The 14,653-nt window shown below is 74.5% G+C and carries 16 protein-coding genes and 1 pseudogene; 10 read left to right on the plus strand and 7 right to left on the minus strand.

Translation table 11 applies throughout. From position 1 onward, the window contains the following. Positions 1 to 221: 221 nt before the first annotated feature. Positions 222 to 398, plus strand: coding sequence for a hypothetical protein (locus ACFPBZ_RS04660; RefSeq protein WP_378034844.1), 177 nt, complete (start codon positions 222 to 224; stop codon positions 396 to 398). Here ACFPBZ_RS04660 and ACFPBZ_RS04665 read toward each other — a convergent pair. Continuing rightward, positions 395 to 1,072 carry an HAD-IA family hydrolase gene (locus tag ACFPBZ_RS04665; protein ID WP_378034845.1) on the minus strand — a complete coding sequence of 226 codons (678 nt, stop codon included), beginning with the start codon at positions 1,070 to 1,072 and terminating at the stop codon, positions 395 to 397. The genes ACFPBZ_RS04660 and ACFPBZ_RS04665 overlap by 4 nt on opposite strands. Then, a complete protein-coding gene (locus tag ACFPBZ_RS04670) occupies positions 1,069 to 2,085 on the minus strand; it encodes a zinc-binding dehydrogenase (protein WP_378034846.1) in 1,017 nt (338 codons plus the stop codon). Before ACFPBZ_RS04670 ends, ACFPBZ_RS04665 begins: the two co-directional genes overlap by 4 nt. Positions 2,086 to 2,177: 92 nt before the next feature. Between ACFPBZ_RS04670 and ACFPBZ_RS04675 the strand changes: the two genes are divergently transcribed. From ACFPBZ_RS04675 to ACFPBZ_RS04685, 3 genes are all read left to right on the plus strand, one after another. After that, the gene (locus ACFPBZ_RS04675) at positions 2,178 to 2,696 is read left to right on the plus strand and encodes a TetR/AcrR family transcriptional regulator (RefSeq protein WP_378034847.1); all 519 of its coding nucleotides are present in this window, start codon (positions 2,178 to 2,180) and stop codon (positions 2,694 to 2,696) included. Positions 2,697 to 2,746: 50 nt separating this feature from the next. Continuing rightward, a complete protein-coding gene (locus ACFPBZ_RS04680) occupies positions 2,747 to 3,487 on the plus strand; it encodes a Clp protease N-terminal domain-containing protein (RefSeq protein ID WP_378034848.1) in 741 nt (246 codons plus the stop codon). A gap of 108 nt (positions 3,488 to 3,595) precedes the next feature. Beyond that, positions 3,596 to 3,823 (plus strand): hypothetical protein, encoded by a 228-nt coding sequence (locus ACFPBZ_RS04685; protein WP_378034849.1) that lies wholly within the window; start codon positions 3,596 to 3,598, stop codon positions 3,821 to 3,823. 61 nt (positions 3,824 to 3,884) lie between these two features. Here ACFPBZ_RS04685 and ACFPBZ_RS04690 read toward each other — a convergent pair whose 3' ends face one another. Beyond that, the gene (locus ACFPBZ_RS04690; protein ID WP_378034850.1) at positions 3,885 to 4,763 is read right to left on the minus strand and encodes an MOSC domain-containing protein; all 879 of its coding nucleotides are present in this window, start codon (positions 4,761 to 4,763) and stop codon (positions 3,885 to 3,887) included. Between the two features lie 251 nt (positions 4,764 to 5,014). On the opposite strand from ACFPBZ_RS04690, the gene ACFPBZ_RS04695 reads away from it, so the two are divergent. Next, positions 5,015 to 6,373 carry a dipeptidase gene (locus ACFPBZ_RS04695; RefSeq protein WP_378034851.1) on the plus strand — a complete coding sequence of 453 codons (1,359 nt, stop codon included), beginning with the start codon at positions 5,015 to 5,017 and terminating at the stop codon, positions 6,371 to 6,373. A gap of 25 nt (positions 6,374 to 6,398) precedes the next feature. Here ACFPBZ_RS04695 and ACFPBZ_RS04700 read toward each other — a convergent pair whose 3' ends face one another. Further along, positions 6,399 to 6,743, minus strand: coding sequence for an ArsR/SmtB family transcription factor (locus tag ACFPBZ_RS04700; RefSeq protein ID WP_378034852.1), 345 nt, complete (start codon positions 6,741 to 6,743; stop codon positions 6,399 to 6,401). Positions 6,744 to 6,795: 52 nt separating this feature from the next. Here ACFPBZ_RS04700 and ACFPBZ_RS04705 point away from each other — a divergent pair, with 52 nt between their 5' ends. Next, positions 6,796 to 7,785: a nicotianamine synthase family protein gene (locus ACFPBZ_RS04705; RefSeq protein ID WP_378034853.1), complete on the plus strand. Its 990-nt coding sequence runs from the start codon at positions 6,796 to 6,798 to the stop codon at positions 7,783 to 7,785. On the opposite strand, the gene ACFPBZ_RS04710 is transcribed toward ACFPBZ_RS04705, so the two are convergent. Next, entirely contained in the window at positions 7,786 to 9,054 is a 1,269-nt protein-coding gene (locus tag ACFPBZ_RS04710) for an FAD-dependent oxidoreductase (RefSeq protein WP_378035077.1), read from the minus strand. A gap of 99 nt (positions 9,055 to 9,153) precedes the next feature. On the opposite strand from ACFPBZ_RS04710, the gene ACFPBZ_RS04715 reads away from it, so the two are divergent. The 3 genes and pseudogenes from ACFPBZ_RS04715 to ACFPBZ_RS04725 all read left to right on the plus strand — a co-directional run bounded on the left by ACFPBZ_RS04715 (position 9,154) and on the right by ACFPBZ_RS04725 (position 11,525). Beyond that, positions 9,154 to 9,750, plus strand: a complete 597-nt coding sequence (locus ACFPBZ_RS04715) for a TetR/AcrR family transcriptional regulator (protein WP_378034854.1) — start codon at positions 9,154 to 9,156, stop codon at positions 9,748 to 9,750. Positions 9,751 to 10,200: 450 nt separating this feature from the next. After that, positions 10,201 to 10,557 (plus strand): annotated as a pseudogene (gene mscL / locus ACFPBZ_RS04720) (large conductance mechanosensitive channel protein MscL); the annotation flags it as partial. A 239-nt stretch (positions 10,558 to 10,796) separates the two neighbouring features. Beyond that, a complete protein-coding gene (locus ACFPBZ_RS04725) occupies positions 10,797 to 11,525 on the plus strand; it encodes a Type 1 glutamine amidotransferase-like domain-containing protein (RefSeq protein ID WP_378034855.1) in 729 nt (242 codons plus the stop codon). 20 nt (positions 11,526 to 11,545) lie between these two features. On the opposite strand, the gene ACFPBZ_RS04730 is transcribed toward ACFPBZ_RS04725, so the two are convergent. Continuing rightward, the gene (locus ACFPBZ_RS04730) at positions 11,546 to 11,923 is read right to left on the minus strand and encodes a VOC family protein (protein ID WP_378034856.1); all 378 of its coding nucleotides are present in this window, start codon (positions 11,921 to 11,923) and stop codon (positions 11,546 to 11,548) included. 574 nt (positions 11,924 to 12,497) lie between these two features. Between ACFPBZ_RS04730 and ACFPBZ_RS04735 the strand changes: the two genes are divergently transcribed. Continuing rightward, entirely contained in the window at positions 12,498 to 13,778 is a 1,281-nt protein-coding gene (locus ACFPBZ_RS04735) for a cation:proton antiporter (RefSeq protein ID WP_378034857.1), read from the plus strand. Here ACFPBZ_RS04735 and ACFPBZ_RS04740 read toward each other — a convergent pair whose 3' ends face one another. Continuing rightward, positions 13,779 to 14,579, minus strand: coding sequence for a methyltransferase domain-containing protein (locus ACFPBZ_RS04740; protein WP_378034858.1), 801 nt, complete (start codon positions 14,577 to 14,579; stop codon positions 13,779 to 13,781). Between the last annotated feature and the right edge of the window lie 74 nt (positions 14,580 to 14,653).

Raw genomic sequence — 14,653 nt, forward strand, 5'->3', positions numbered from 1 at the left:
ACGGACTGCCCTGGTTCCGACCACCCACCTGGCTCGACCCCACCCAGACCCTCCGTCGCAACCGACCCTGGCTCGCGGCCACCACCCCGTGAACGCGGGTCTGAAAGGTCACCGAAAGGGCCGTCGTGTCCCCTCGTGGTGTGAACGTTCCTCGTCGGAGGACCGCCCCGTCGGGGGGCCGGGGCGGTCGACGGGGGCGCCCGCGGGGCGCGACGGCGGCGGTGGTCACCACCGCCGCCGTCGTGGGGCTCGGCTGGGTCGCCGCCCCGTGGGTGGCGCTGGTCGCGCGGGGCACGCTCGAGGAGCAGCAGATCCGGGACTGGCGCGACGAGGAGCCGGCGGTGCCGCACATCCCGCGCCCGAGGTCGGCGCCGCCGGTCGAGAGCCATGCCCTCTAGAGGAGCTCAATCAGGCCGGTGACGCGGCGGTCGGGAACCACCTCCGAGGGGGCGACGGGGGTCGCGCCCGTGCCGGTGGAGCCGTGCCGCCGCTCGACCCAGCAGGTCGCGATGCCGAGCCGCTGCGCGGTGGCGATGTCGTGGTAGCGGCTCTGCGCCACGTGCAGCACCTCCTCGCGGGCGATCCCGCTCGCCGAGAGGCGCCCGAGGACGTAGGCGAAGAACTGCGGGTCGGGCTTGTTGACGCGGACGTCGTCGACGGTCACGCCGTCGTCGAACGGGTTGCCCAACGTCGCCGCCATCGCGTCCAGCGCGAAGCGGTCGGCGTTCGTCGCCGCGACCAGGCGGTACCGCTCACCGAGGGCGGCGAGCGCCTCGACCGCGTCGGGGAACGCCGGCCACGAACCGATGGAGCGCCGCAGCGGCGACGGGCCGTCCCCGCCGTCGAGCCCCGGCATGTCGAGCGCGCGGGCGAGGCGGGTCGAGATGGGGTCGAGCATCGCGGTGAACGGCATCTCCGGGGTGCTCCGCTGCTGCACGTCCTCCTCCGCCGCGAACGCCGACAGCACCGCCTCGTCGTCGGGAACGTCCCCCACCGACCGGACGCACTGCAGGATCCCCGACTCGAAGTCGATGAGCGTCCCCACCACGTCGAACGTCAGCACCTTGATCACGGCTGCACCACCAGCTTCCCGACGAAGTCCTTGGCCACGAAGTCCGCCTGCGCCCGGCCGAGCTCGGCGAGGGGGTAGCACCCGGCGACGACCGGGCGCAGCGCCCCGCGGGACGCGAGGTCCACGACGGCGGCGAAGTCGTCGTGGGTGCCCAGGGTCGAGCCGACGAGGGTGAGCTGGCGCAGGTAGAGGGTGCGCAGGTCGGTCTCCACGAGCGGGCCGGCGATCGCGCCGGCCGTGACGTAGCGACCCAGGGGCGCCATGGCCGCGAGGAGCGACCCGAACGCCGGACCTCCGACGACGTCGGCGACCACGTCGACCTCGAGCCCCGAGGGGTCGTCGCCGCGGTCGAGCACCTCGTCGGCGCCCAGGGCCCGCACCGTGTCGTGCTTGGCGGCGGCCGCCACCGCGACCACCCGGGCTCCGCGGTCCTTCGCGATCTGCACCGCCGCCGACCCGACCCCGCCGGAGGCGCCGGTCACGAGCACCGTCTCCCTGGCGGCGAGCGCGACCCGGTTCAGCATGCGCATCGCCGTCGTCCCCGCCGTGGGCAGGGAGGCGAGCTCCACGGAGGAGAGCGAGTTCCCGACGACCACGTGCGCGTTGGCGGCCGGGACGGTCACCAGCTCGGCGAACCCGCCGTCGCGCTCGCTGCCGAGGTAGTCCGTATCCACCATGGCCCGCTCGTCGCCCTCGTAGAGCATCGGGTCGAGCAGCACGCGCTCCCCGACGCGAGCCTCGGGGACCCCCTCGCCGACCGCGTCGATCTCGCCCGCGACGTCGGCGCCCTGGATGCGCGGGAACCTGAAGCCCTGGCGGCGCCACCCGGTCGACGCCCCCGCGTCGTCGGCGGCGCCGTAGGCACCCTCGCGCGTCCAGATGTCGGTGTTGTTGAGCGCCGCGGCGTGGACCCGGACCCGGACCTCGTCGGGCCCGGGCCGGGGGTCGGCCACGTCCTCGCGATACGTCAGTGCCTCGGGCCCGCCGTGGCGGGTAAGCAGCACGGCTCGCATCCGTTCTCCCTGAGGTAGACCGATCGGTGTAGGAGCGAGCGAAGCACGACGATGCTGGCGAGGTCAACCCACCGGTCGGTATAGTCGCGTCCATGACGACACCGGCGGGCAGGGTGCTCCTCGATCGCGCCTCGGAGCTCTTCTACGAGCAGGGGATCACCGCGGTGGGGGTCGCGGGGATCGCGGAGGCGGCCGGGGTCACCAAGAAGACGCTCTACGACCGCTTCGGGTCGAAGGCCGCGCTCGTCGTGGCCTACCTGCAGCGCCGGCACGACCTCTGGTGGGCCCACCTGCAGGAACGCCTCGAGGCGGAGCCGAGCGTGATCACCCTGTTCGACAGCTACCTCGAGCACCCGTGGTTCGAGACGGAGCGCGGGTGCGCCTTCCTGCGCGCCGCCGCCGAACTCCCCGACGACCACCCGGGGCGCGCGGTGATCCGGGCCCACAAGGAGGCGGTGCGCGCCGAGCTGGCCCGGCTCGCCGGCGACGAGGCCCTCGCCGACCACCTGTTCCTCCTGCTCGAGGGGGCGGCGGGCCGGCGCGGGGTGGAGGGGACCACCGACGGCCTGGACACCGCGAAGGCGATCGCCCGCACGCTCGTCGCCGCCTGATCGTCAACCCAAGCTTGACGAAAAGCTCATCGTCAACCCATAGTGGACGCATGAGCGACCCGACGCCCGTCCAGATTCCCGTCCGCCTCGACGACCTCATCGGCGCCATCACCTCGGTGCACGACGACGCCCTCGACCAGCTCAGCGACGCCGTGCTCGCCGCGGAGCACCTCGGGGAGGTCGCCGACCACCTCATCGGCCACTTCGTCGACCAGGCCCGGCGCTCGGGAGCGTCCTGGACCGACATCGGCCGCAGCATGGGCGTCACCAAGCAGGCCGCGCAGAAGCGGTTCGTCCCCAAGGGCGGCACCAGCGACCTCGACCCCGAGCAGGGGTTCAACCGCTTCACTCCCCGCGCCCGCAAGGTCGTCGTCGCCGCGCAGGAGGAGGCCCGTGTCGGGTCGAGCGCCGAGATCACCCCCGGCCACCTCACTCTCGGGCTCCTCAGCGAGCCGGAGGGCCTGGCCGTCCACCTGATCGCCTCGCAGGGCGTGACGCCGGACGCGCTGCGCCGCAAGGTCGTCGCGGAGCTCCCCGCGCCCTCGGACTCGGTCCCGGCCCTCATCCCCTTCGACGCCGCCACGAAGAAGGCCCTCGAGCTCACCTTCCGGGAGGCCCTGCGGCTGGGGCACAACTACGTCGGGACCGAGCACATCCTGCTGGCGCTGCTCGAGGCGGAGGGCGGCGAGGGGGTCCTCGTCGGGCTCGGGCTCGACAAGCAGGCCGTCGAGGAGGCGCTCACGTCCCTGCTGGCCCAGGTCACCTCGACGGGCGACACCCCGACGGCGTGACGGTTCGCTTTTCAACCACGCTGCGTGTGTGCAGTGCACTACAGAAGTGAGCTACCTTCCAGTAGCGGCACATACTGCAAGGCACACGACAACGGAGTTGGAGCCTTCATGACGATGATCGGCAGCCCCTGGGACGTCGAGCTCGGCCTCGACGCGACGGACACCGGCGCCCCGCGCCCCGCTTGGTCCGATCGGGTCGTCGACCTGCGTGTTCTCTCCCTGCACGGCGACGACGACGCCACCCTCGAGATGGCGCGCTGGTCGGCGGACGACCCGCTGGTCGCCGCCCTGACCGCCCAGCTCGACGACGCCCACCGGACCACGATCTCCTCCTGACCGCGTCCCCGACCGGGTCGGCCGCCGCCTCGGTGGCCGATCACGGTCGGTGACCATCGGCTCAGGTGTGGGCGTCGCCCACCCTCAGCTCCCCACCGGCGGTGACGTCGGCGTAGACGCCGGCGCACGCCCACTTGCCCGCGACCTCCTTCTTCTCGATGTCGACCCGGTTGTGCTTGGCCACGGTCCGCAGGACGTCCCGGTCCTCGGGCAGGTCCTGCTGCGCGAGAGTGGTCATGACGCACCGCATCGTCTGGAAGGTGTACGAGACCTTGACGTCGTCGCCGAACGTCATCTCCCGGCCCACCCAGTCGTTCTCGACGAAGCCCGGGTCGGTGTCGGCGAGCACCACGTTCGGCCGGTAGCGGGCCACCTCGAAGCGGCTGTCGGGCGCGAGCTCGCGCAGCTGCGCCAGGGTCGACTCGGTGATCACGTGCAGCGCCGCGAGGTCGTAGAAGCGCCCGGGCGGCGCGAAGGCCGCGACGTCGAACTTGCTGATCGCCTCGCCGGTGTCCTCGCGGCGGGCGGTCGTGGCGTCGATGATGTGCTGCGGCGCCAGGTCGTCGATCTCCGGCCAGATCTCCTCGAAGCCGACGCCCTCCGGCGGCGTCGTGATCAGCGAGACCTCGCGGCCGAGCACCGACGAGAGCGCCTGGTTGATGTCGGGGTCGTCGCTGCGACGGGTGGAGCCGTCGGGGAACGTGATGACCACCGGCGGCGCCGGCTCCCCGGCCACCGGCTCGCCGGCGAACGCGGCCGAGAAGCGCAGCAGGTCGGGCCACCGCTTCGGCACCTTCGCGCTCGCGACGATGCCGGTCTGGACGTCGAGCAGCGCGTAGGCACGGTCGCCCACCACGCCGCGCTCGTCGAACACGGCGTGCTGCAACGCCTCGCCCTGCATGGACTTGACCGGATAGCGGTAGATCGCGGCGATCGTCATGGCCGACTCCTACCCGACGAGTCCGGTCGGGGGAAGCAGGCCGTCCGGGCGGGGCCGACCGGTGCGCCACCACCGGGATGCACCGACTGGGCCGCACAGGGGGCGACCAGTCGGCCGCGGCACCGTAGCCGCGGTCGGCAGCTCGCCGGGAACCCGAGGCTGCGGATCGTTCCCGACGATGCCGCCCGCCGGATTCGTCCGATCGTCACCGGCGCTGTGGGGACCCTCCGACGCCCCTACGCTCTCCTCCCATGGCCACCGCGTCGACGCCCGACGTCCCGCCCGAGCTCCGCCGTGCCGTCGACGCCGTCCTGCCCGGCGCCCGGACCGACCTCGAGGCCCTCGTCCGCATCCCCAGCATCTGGGCCGATCCGGCCCACGCCGAGGACACCCGCCGCAGCGCCGACGCCGTCGCGACCCTCGCCCGCGAGGCCGGGGCGGCCACGGTCGACGTCCTCGCGGCCCCCGGCGGCGCCCCCGCGGTCGTCGCGCACTGGCCCGGTCCGGAGAACACGCCGACGGTGATGCTCTACGCCCACCACGACGTCCAGCCCACCGGCGGTGACGAGCTGTGGACGAGCGCGCCGTTCGAGCCGCGCGAGGAGGCGGGCCGCCTCTACGGGCGTGGCGCCGCCGACGACAAGGCCGGCGTGATGACCCACCTCGCCACGCTGCGCGCCTTCGACGGCCGGCCGCCGGTGGGCGTGACGCTGTTCGTCGAGGGCGAGGAGGAGTCGGGCTCCCCGACCCTGTCCGCGCTGCTCGCCGAGCACCACGAGCGCCTGGCCGCCGACGTCATCGTCATCGCCGACGCCGCCAACCCCGCCGTCGACGTCCCCGCCCTCACCACCAGCCTGCGCGGCCTCGCGAACATCGTCGTCGAGGTGGCCATGCTCGAGCGGGCGGTGCACTCCGGGATGCTCGGCGGCCCGGCCGGCGACGCGCTCACCGCGCTGTGCCGCCTGCTCGCCACGCTGCACGACGACAAGGGCTCCGTCGCGGTCCCCGGCCTCGTGCGGGGATCGTCGGAGGCGCCCGATGTCTCGGAGGAGCAGTTCCGCGGCGACGCGGGCCTCCTCGACGGGGTCGAGCTCCTCGGCACCGGCACCGTCCCCGAGCGGCTCGCCCACCAGCCCGCGATCGCGGTGCTCGGCATCGACGCGCCCGCCGTCGACGGCGCCGCGAACATCCTCGTCCACCGGGCCCGCGCGATGATCAGCGCGCGCCTCGCCCCGGGCGACTCGACCGCCGACGCGCTGACCGCGATCCGGGAGCACCTCGAGCGCCACGTCCCGTGGGGGGCGCACCTCGACGTGGCGCTGCACGCCTCCGGCGAGCCGTTCGCCCTCTCCCCCGTCGGCGACGTCTACGACCTGGCCCGGCGGGCACTGTCGGCCGCGTTCGGCAGCGAGACCGTCGAGATGGGGATGGGCGGCACGATCCCGTTCATCGCCGAGTTCGCCCGGACCTTCCCCGGCGCGACCGTGCTCGTCACCGGGGTCGGCGACCCCGCGAGCCGGTGGCACGGCATCGACGAGAGCCTCGACCTCGGGATGCTCGGGCGCTGCGTGCTCGCCGAGACGATGCTGCTGCAGTCCCTGGCGAGCTGACCGGCCCGCGGTTCGTCGGCCCGGCTCAGCGGCCGGTCAACCGATGCCCGGCGTCGTGGACGAGCTCCGCGACCAGGTCGGCGACGTGGTGGTCGCGCGCCTTCGAGAGCACCCGCCGGCCGTCGCGGCGCTGCGTGATCAGGCCGACCAGCCGCAGCTTGGCGAGGTGCTGCGACACCGCCGGGCGGGCCACGTCGAGGCGGTCGGCGAGGGTCGAGACGTCGAGCTCCGCGCCCGAGAGCAGCCACAGCAGCCGCAGCCGGGTGGGGTCGGCCAGCATCCTGAGCCCCTCCACGGCCGCGTCGATCTCCGCGTCCGGGGGCAGCTGTTGCCACCCCTCGGCCGCTGCATCGTTGTCGCGTGCGCACACGAGCACGTATGGTGGCACGGCAGCCCGGTGGACACCACCCTGGAGGTCTCCCATGACGACGAGCCGCACGTCCCCCGCCACCGGCGGGCACCACGTCGCACGCCGTCCCGAGGCCCGGGGCATTTCCGGACGACTCACGGTCCGGTCCTGCGGGCACGCCGACACGGGCAGTACCGACACGGGCAGCACCGACACCGGCAGCACCGACACCAGCACGACGGACACCGGCACGACGACCGCCGCGGCCGTCGTCGCGCAGGTCCGCGAGCTGCACCGCGAGCTGGCCCGCCGGACGACGCTCGCCCCGAGCCCCGGGTCCGACGCCCTGTTCGGCCGCCTCGTCGCCCTCGCCACCGACCCCGTAAGCGCCCGGGACGCCGACGCCGTCCTCGCCGACCCCGCGGTCGCCGCCCTGCTGCCCGACCTGCGCCGGCTGTGCGCCGACGGAGAGTTCGAGCTCGAGCGGTCCTGGACCCGACGCATCGTCGGGAACGCCGACCCGCGGGCCGAGCTCGCCCGGTTCCCCTACTGCGGCAACTACCGCGACCTGACCCGCCTCGAGCACCACACCGTCTCCGGTGTCGCCGACGCCCCGGTCCGCCGGGTCCTCTTCGTCGGCTCGGGGCCGCTGCCGCTCACCTCGCTGCTGCTCGCGCAGGAGTACGGCTGCCGCGTCGACAACGTCGACATCGACCCCGACGCGGCCGCCCTCGGCGCCGGGCTCACCGCGGCTCTCGGCACCCCGGGGCTGACGTTCCGGGTCGGCGACGTGGAGGACGACGCAGAGATCGACGGCTACGACCTCGTCTACCTCGCCGCGCTCGCCGGCCTCGAGCCCGACGCGAAGCTCCGCCTGCTCGCCCACCTCGGGCGATGTCTGCGCCCGGGCACCCTCGTCCTCGCGCGCAGCGCCCACGCGCTGCGGGCGCTGCTCTACCCCGTGCTCGACCCCGAGTCGCTGCCGGGGCTCGACGCCCTCGCGGTGGTGCACCCGTACACCGACGTCGTCAACTCCGTCGTCGTCGCCCGGGTCCGGGGCTGATCACGCCGCCCGGGCAGGTTCCCGGCGCGCGAAGGCCGGCGCCCGCTCGGGCCGGAGACCGACCCCGATGAGGTAGGCGGGGACGAACGACATCGCCGGGAGCGCCTGGAGCACGCGCCGCAGCCCGGAGGGCGCGGCCGTCCGCCGCCCCTCGAGCACCGGGATGACGATCATCCGGTGCAGGAGCCGCTGGAGGCCCTGGACCAGCGCGGTCGGCAGGAAGCGGCGGCGGCGGACCGCGGCGAGGTCCCGCGACCGCACGGCACCGCGCAGCAACGGCCCGGCGAGGAGCGACGCGGCGGCCACGGCGTCCTGGATCGCCAGGTTGATGCCCACGCCCCCGATCGGCGACATCGCGTGCGCCGCGTCGCCGAGACAGAGCAGCCCGTCGAGATGCCAGCGCTCGAGCCGGTTGAGCTGGACGTGCAGCAACTTGACGTCGTCCATCGACGGGATCGCGTCGACCCGGTCGGCGAACTCCGGGACGAGCTCGGCGACGTCGGCGCGGAACGCCTCGATCCCCCGCTCGCGCAGGGCCTCGTCGGTGCCCTTGCGGGTGATGTAGGCGATCTGGAAGTAGTCGTGCCGCGGGATGAGCACGGCGAAGCGCCCGAGGCCCATGCGACCGGACAGCGCGGAGGCCGTGTCGCCGTCGCGCCGGGGCAGCCGGAACCACCAGGCGTCCATCGGGCAGGGGTACTCGGTCACGGGGAGGTCCGCCTCCGCACGCACCACCGAGCTGCGGCCGTCGCAGGCCACGGTCAGGTCGGCCGCGATCTCACCCTCGACGCCGTCGGCGGTCCTGTAGCGCACGCCGGTGACGCGTCCGCCGTCCCGACGGAGGCCGAGGACCTCGGTCTCTGTGCGCAGGGTGAAGGTCGGTTCCCGACGAGCCTCGTCGGCGAGCAGGTCGAGCAGGTCCCACTGCGGGACCATCGCGACGTAGGGGTGCCGCACCCCGACCCGCGCGAGCCGGCGGAAGTCGCCGACCCGCAGCATCCGGGGCGGCCCGTCCCCGGAGCCCACGGCGTCCGCGGGGAAGGCGACCTCCTCCATGCGGCTCTGGGTGAGCGCGGCGAACCGCTCCCCCAGCCCGAGGTCGTCGAGGAGCTGCATCGTCGTCGGGTGGACGGTGTCGCCGCGGAAGTCGCGCAGGAAGTCCGCGTGCTTCTCGAGCACCGTGACGTCGATCCCGGCCCGGGCGAGCAGCAGCCCCAGCATCATCCCGGCCGGCCCGCCGCCGACCACACAGCACGTCGTGCGCTCCATCTCCGACCCCTCACCCACGGAACTCATTGTCTGATGACTTCGAGGGTGGACCCGTCGGGACCGGAAGTCAACGCTCCATGAATTCGTTAGGGTGACGGTATGGCGTCGTCGGGCTCGCGGACCGGACGGCGGCCGGGCGACTCGGGCACGCGCGAGGCGATCCTGGCCGCGGCCGCCGGGCACTTCACCGAGCAGGGCTTCCGCGGCACCACCGTCCGCGCGGTCGCCACGGCCGCCGGGGTCGACCCCGCCCTGGTCCACCACTACTTCGGCACCAAGGACGGCCTGTTCGCCGCGTCGATGGCCCTGCCGTTCAACCCGGCCGACGTGGTCGCGCGCGTGGTGGAGCCGGGGATCGACGGCCTCGGCGAGCGGCTCGTGCGGACCCTGCTCGGCGTCTTCGCCCAGCTCGGCGACGCCAACCCGATGCTCGCGCTGCTGCGCTCCGCCGCCGCTCACCCGCCCGCCGCGCAGATGCTGCGCGAGTTCCTGGGCGAGGCCGTCCTCGACCGCGTCGCGGCCGCCGTCGACGCCGACCGGCCCCAGCTGCGGGCGGCCCTGTGTGCCTCGCAGGTGGTGGGCATCCTCGTCGCGCGGGAGGTGGTCGCGCTGCCCGCACTGGTGGAGGCCGACATCGACACGCTCGTCTCCGCGTACGGGCCGACCCTGCAGCGCTATCTCACCGGCGAGTTCTGACCCCCGTCACTTCCGCAGCCCGCGCCGCAGCTGCCCCACCTCATCGCGCTGCGCTCGCTCGACGAGCGCGACGGCCTCCGGGCCGGGGACCGCCCCGGGCGGTCCGCACCCCCGCCCGTTGCGCGCCGCACACAGCCGGCGCGGTCGACGCGCGGGCCGACCGACGTTGCTGCGCGCAACGCCCCGCGACGATGCACGTGGAAGCGCCCAGCCGTGTGCGGGACGCAACGGGTCCGCCGCGTCCCGATCGTGTGCGGACGCGGCGGTGAGTGGAGCGTGTCGCGGGGTGTGCGTGGCCGGGCACGGACACGGTCCACGACCGCGTCCCCACCCACCGCACTCATCCCCCGGCCCACCGCGACCGGCCGGATGGACTTCGACGGATCCGGGCCGCGATTCCTAGCGTGGGCGCCCAGCTCCCCAGCGACCGCGACCCGTCGAGGATGGCCGATGTTCAAGGACTTCCTGCTGCGCGGGAACGTGATCGACCTGTCGGTCGCCGTCGTGATCGGCGCGGCCTTCACGTCGGTGGTCACGGCGTTCACCGACGCGTTCCTCAAGCCCCTGATCCAGCTGCTCTCCCCGGCGAGCGAGCAGTTCCGGGGCACGATGAAGGTCGACGGCGTGGTGTTCGACTACGCCTCGTTCATCAACCAGGCGATCACCTTCCTCATCACCGCGGCGGTCGTCTACTTCCTGGTGGTCGCGCCGATGAAGGCCCTGCAGGCCCGCCGGCTGCGGGGTGAGGAGTCGGGCCCGGCGCAGGCCACCGACGTCCAGCTCCTCACCGAGATCCGCGACCTGCTGCAGGACCGGGCGACGGAGCCGGCCCGGCCGGCGGAGGAGCCCCGGGTCGACCCCGCCGGGACCGCGCCGTTGCTCCCGCCGGTCCGGTTGCCGGCCGCACCCCCGGTCCGGCCCGGACCGTCCCGGGACCTCGCCATAGCGGGCCGGGCCCCGCGCCACGGCCGCAGCTGACCCTTCCCGACGACCTCCCGGGGCCGGTCGCGCGGTGGGTCCGGCCGGGGCGGCTACCCTCCCGGGCCGTGCCCGCCGAGCAGCCCACGATCCTCGCGACCTCCGGCGGCCTGCGCGCCTCCGACCGGCTCGACTGGGAGCCCTCGGCGATGACCCACCACGCGGTGGAGCTCGCGGGCGTCGTCGGGCGGGCGCCCCGGGTCTGCTTCCTCGCCACCGCCAAGGCGGACGACCCGCGCATCGTCATGACCTTCTACGACAACGCCTGGCGCCTCGGCTGGGCGGCGAGCCACGTCGCGCTCATGACGATGCCGAACGTCGACGACCTCCGGGAGCACCTGCTCGCCCAGGACGTCGTGTGGGTGTGGGGCGGGAGCGTCGCGGGCCTGCTGGCGCTCTGGCGCCTCCACGGGCTCGACACGGTGATGCGCGAGGCCTGGGAGGCGGGCGTCGTCCTGACCGGGGTCTCGGCCGGCTCGATCTGCTGGCACGTCGGGGGCACCACCGACTCCTTCGGCCCGGAGCTGCGCCCGATCACCGACGGCCTCGCCCTGCTCCCCTACGCCAACGGCGTCCACTACGACAGCGAGGCCGGCCGCCGCCCCCTGCTGCACCGCCTCGTCGCCGACGGGACGCTGCCCACCGCGTACGCCACCGACGACGGCGCCGGCCTCCTCTACCGCGGGACCGAGCTGACCGAGGCCCTGGCCGACCGCCCGCGCGCCGGCGCCTACCGGGTGGAGCGGGTCGACGACGGCTCGGTGGTGGAGACCGAGCTCGACGTCCGCCGCCTCTGATCACCCGACCGGCGCGCCCGTCACGACGACGGCGCGTGGCTCAGGTCGACGACGCAGAAGAGGTTGCCGTCCGGGTCGGCCAGCACGACGAAGTCGGGGTTCTCCGGATAGTCGGTCCATCCGGGGTCGGCCGCGCCGAGCTCGAGCAGGCGCCGGACCTCGGTCTGCTGCTCCTCGACGCTGTCGACGAACAGGTCCACGTGCACGCGGGGCCTCGGCTCGACCGGCGACCCGCTGCGCATCAGCCCGAGCGCCTCCTCACCCGCCTCCGTGACGAGCGTCCGCCAGGTGTCACTGGCCCACCGCGCGCTGTCGCGCAGATCGAGGGCCGTGGACCAGAAGGTGGCGGCGCGGTCGAGGTCCGCGACGCCGAGGACGGGGAAGCCGAGACGCAGCATCCCGACACCCTGGCCGACATCCCTGCCCGCGTGCAGCCGACCGGCCGACACTCCTCGGTCACAATGGCCGACATGGCGCAGCGAGTGGCGGTTCCCGACGACCTCGACGCCCCCGGCCTGCCCGAGGCGCCCGACTACGTCGACGCCTACGCCGCGTCCGTGCCCGATGCCGCCGACCGCACCGCCCGCCAGTGGGCGGACCTGGTGCTCGGCGGCGCGCCGGACGCGCTGCTACCGGCGGTGCGCCTCGCCCAGCGAGCCATGGGACTGAGGCTCCTCCCACCCCGCGCTCCGAACCTGGCGCTGGGCTGGGCCGTCCTCGACGACCGGCCCGACCAGGTCGTCCTCGGCGTGGAGGGGCTGCTCTTCACCCCGCGAGTGGTCCTGAGCGTGCGCCACGAGGCGCTGCTGATCACCACCTTCCTGCGGCATGCACGGAACGCTCGGGAGTGCGGTGTGGGCCGTCGGGTCGCCCCTGCACCGCGCGACGGCCCGGAGCCTCGTCGCGGTCGCCGAACGGATCAGCGCTCCCTGATCCGCCCGCATCCGGCCGGCCTGCAGGCAGACTCGGACCATGATCCCGGCGCTGATCATCCTCGGGGTCGCGGTCGCGGCGCGGTCCCTGCTCGCCGAGTGGCTCGACCGGATGCTGCTCGGCGCGCCGGTCGTCATGGTGCTCGCGGGCGCGGTCGCGGCGTTCGCCCTCCCCGGCGACGCCCTCGCGCTCACGCTGGACACCGAGCTGGCGCAGCGGTTCGCGGAGATCCTGCTCGCGGTCCTGCTGTTCGTCGGGGCCACGGCGCTGCGCGGCGGCCGGCTGTGGGGGCCCGCCCCCGGACCGGTGCTGCGACTGCTCGCCGTCGCGCTGCCGCTCGGCCTGGCCGCCGCGACCGGGGTGGGGCTGCTGCTCCTGCCCGCGCTGGGGTGGCCGGCGCTGCTGGTGCTGGCGTGCGTCGTCGTACCGATCGACTTCGCGGCCGCCGAGGGGGTGGTGCACGACCGCAGCCTCAGCCACCGCGTCCGCACCGCCCTCAACGTCGAGAGCGGCTACAACGACGGCATCGTCTCGCCGGTCTTCCTGTTCGCCCTGATCCTCGCCGGCGACCGCACCGCGGAGCGCACCCCCGGGGACGCGCTGGGCACCGCGATCCCGTTCTCGCTCGTCGGGATCGGGGTGGGGCTGGCCCTCGGGTTCCTGCTCGGCTGGCTGCTCGACCGCGGGAGCCGGGTGCAGGCCACCACCGAGGCGTCACGGCGGGTGTTCGTGCTGGTCGCGCCGGTGCTCACCTATGGCGTCGCGGTGGCGCTCGGCGGCAGCGGCTTCGTCGCGTCCTTCGTCGCCGGGGTCGCCTTCCGCTACGTCCACGGCGTCCTGGCCGCGCGCCGGGCCCGGCGGGCGCGGGAGCGGCCGTCGTCGGGGGTCGGTGAATACCGGCTCGCCGCCGGGGACTACCTGCTGCTCACCGAGGTCACCGCCCTCATGACGATGCTGATGTGGTTCGTCGTCGGTCTCGGGGCGGTCGTGACCTTCGCGGAGGGCGTGTCGTGGCGGGCGATCGTCTACACGCTGGCGGCGCTCACCGTGGTGCGGCTCGTCCCGGTGCTGCTGGCCTTCGTCGGGTCCCGCTTCACCCGCCGTGAGCGGCTCCTCGTCGGCCTGCTCGGGCCACGCGGGACCTCGTCGATCGTCTTCGGGCTGCTCGCCGTGAACACGCTGCCCACCGGCCCGGTCGCCGACCTCGCGCTCACCGTGACCGTCCTCTGCGTCCTGGTCAGCGCCCTCGTCCACGGGCCGGGCGCGCCGCTGCTCGCCCGGGCGATGGCCGTCCGCCCCCGCGCGCGGGCGGCCTCCTGATCAGGCGCGCGCGAGCAGTTCGCCGTGCGGGATGAGGATCCAGCCGTCGGGGTGGGCCGCCCAGTCGCGCCAGGCCTGCGAGATCGCCGCGAGGTCGTCGGCGGTGGCCAGGCCCCGCTCGAGGGCCGCGCGCCCGACCGCGGAGTGAATCCGCTCGGCCCACATCCCGCCCCAGCGCGCGCGGTCCTCCGGGGTCGCGTAGCACCACACCGACGCCGAGGGCGTGACCTCGTCGAACCCGGCCTCGTGGGCCCAGGCCAGCAGCCGGCGGCCCGCGTCGGGCTCGGCGTCGTTGCCGCGGGCGACGGCACGGTAGAGCTCGAGCCAGGCGTCCAGGCGCTCGTCGGCCGGGTACCAGGTGAAGGCCGCGTAGTCGGCGTCGCGCACCGCGACCACCCCGCCGGGCCGGGTCACCCGGCGCATCTCGCGCAGCACCGCGACCGGGTCGGACACGTGCTGGAGCACCTGGTGGGCGTGGGTGACGTCGTAGGCGTCGTCGGGGTCGGTCAGCGCGTAGGCGTCGTCGACCGCGAACTCCACCGCCACCCCGCGCTCCGCCGCGCTCGCGCGGGCCGCGCCGAGCGGGTCCTCGGTGATCTCGACCCCGCGCACCCGCCCGGGCGCGACCGCGGCGGCGAGGTCGATCGTGATGCTGCCCGGGCCGCACCCGACGTCGAGCAGGTCGAGGCCCGGGCGCAGCAGCGGCAGGAGGTAGGCCGCCGAGTTCGCCGCGCCGCGGGCGGCGTGGTTCCCGACGACGACCTGGCTGTGGCCGTGCGTGTACACGTCGCGGGGAGGCACGACGACGATCGTCCCCCGCGCCCGGCCCGGCCCGCCAGGGACCCACGCCGGGCCTCGACCTGGCCGCGACCCGC

The sequence above is a fragment of the Actinomycetospora atypica genome (assembly GCF_042653685.1).
GTDB lineage: Bacteria > Actinomycetota > Actinomycetes > Mycobacteriales > Pseudonocardiaceae > Actinomycetospora > Actinomycetospora atypica.

Bases quoted from the DNA above. Each gene is read 5' to 3' on its own strand.
- ACFPBZ_RS04670 (WP_378034846.1), bottom strand. From the start codon at position 2,085: ATGCGAGCCGTGCTGCTTACCCGCCACGGCGGGCCCGAGGCACTGACG.
- ACFPBZ_RS04675 (WP_378034847.1), top strand. From the start codon at position 2,178: ATGACGACACCGGCGGGCAGGGTGCTCCTCGATCGCGCCTCGGAGCTC.
- ACFPBZ_RS04680 (WP_378034848.1), top strand. From the start codon at position 2,747: ATGAGCGACCCGACGCCCGTCCAGATTCCCGTCCGCCTCGACGACCTC.
- ACFPBZ_RS04685 (WP_378034849.1), top strand. From the start codon at position 3,596: ATGACGATGATCGGCAGCCCCTGGGACGTCGAGCTCGGCCTCGACGCG.
- ACFPBZ_RS04690 (WP_378034850.1), bottom strand. From the start codon at position 4,763: ATGACGATCGCCGCGATCTACCGCTATCCGGTCAAGTCCATGCAGGGC.
- ACFPBZ_RS04695 (WP_378034851.1), top strand. From the start codon at position 5,015: ATGGCCACCGCGTCGACGCCCGACGTCCCGCCCGAGCTCCGCCGTGCC.
- ACFPBZ_RS04705 (WP_378034853.1), top strand. From the start codon at position 6,796: ATGACGACGAGCCGCACGTCCCCCGCCACCGGCGGGCACCACGTCGCA.
- ACFPBZ_RS04710 (WP_378035077.1), bottom strand. From the start codon at position 9,054: ATGGAGCGCACGACGTGCTGTGTGGTCGGCGGCGGGCCGGCCGGGATG.
- ACFPBZ_RS04715 (WP_378034854.1), top strand. From the start codon at position 9,154: ATGGCGTCGTCGGGCTCGCGGACCGGACGGCGGCCGGGCGACTCGGGC.
- ACFPBZ_RS04730 (WP_378034856.1), bottom strand. From the start codon at position 11,923: ATGCTGCGTCTCGGCTTCCCCGTCCTCGGCGTCGCGGACCTCGACCGC.
- ACFPBZ_RS04735 (WP_378034857.1), top strand. From the start codon at position 12,498: ATGATCCCGGCGCTGATCATCCTCGGGGTCGCGGTCGCGGCGCGGTCC.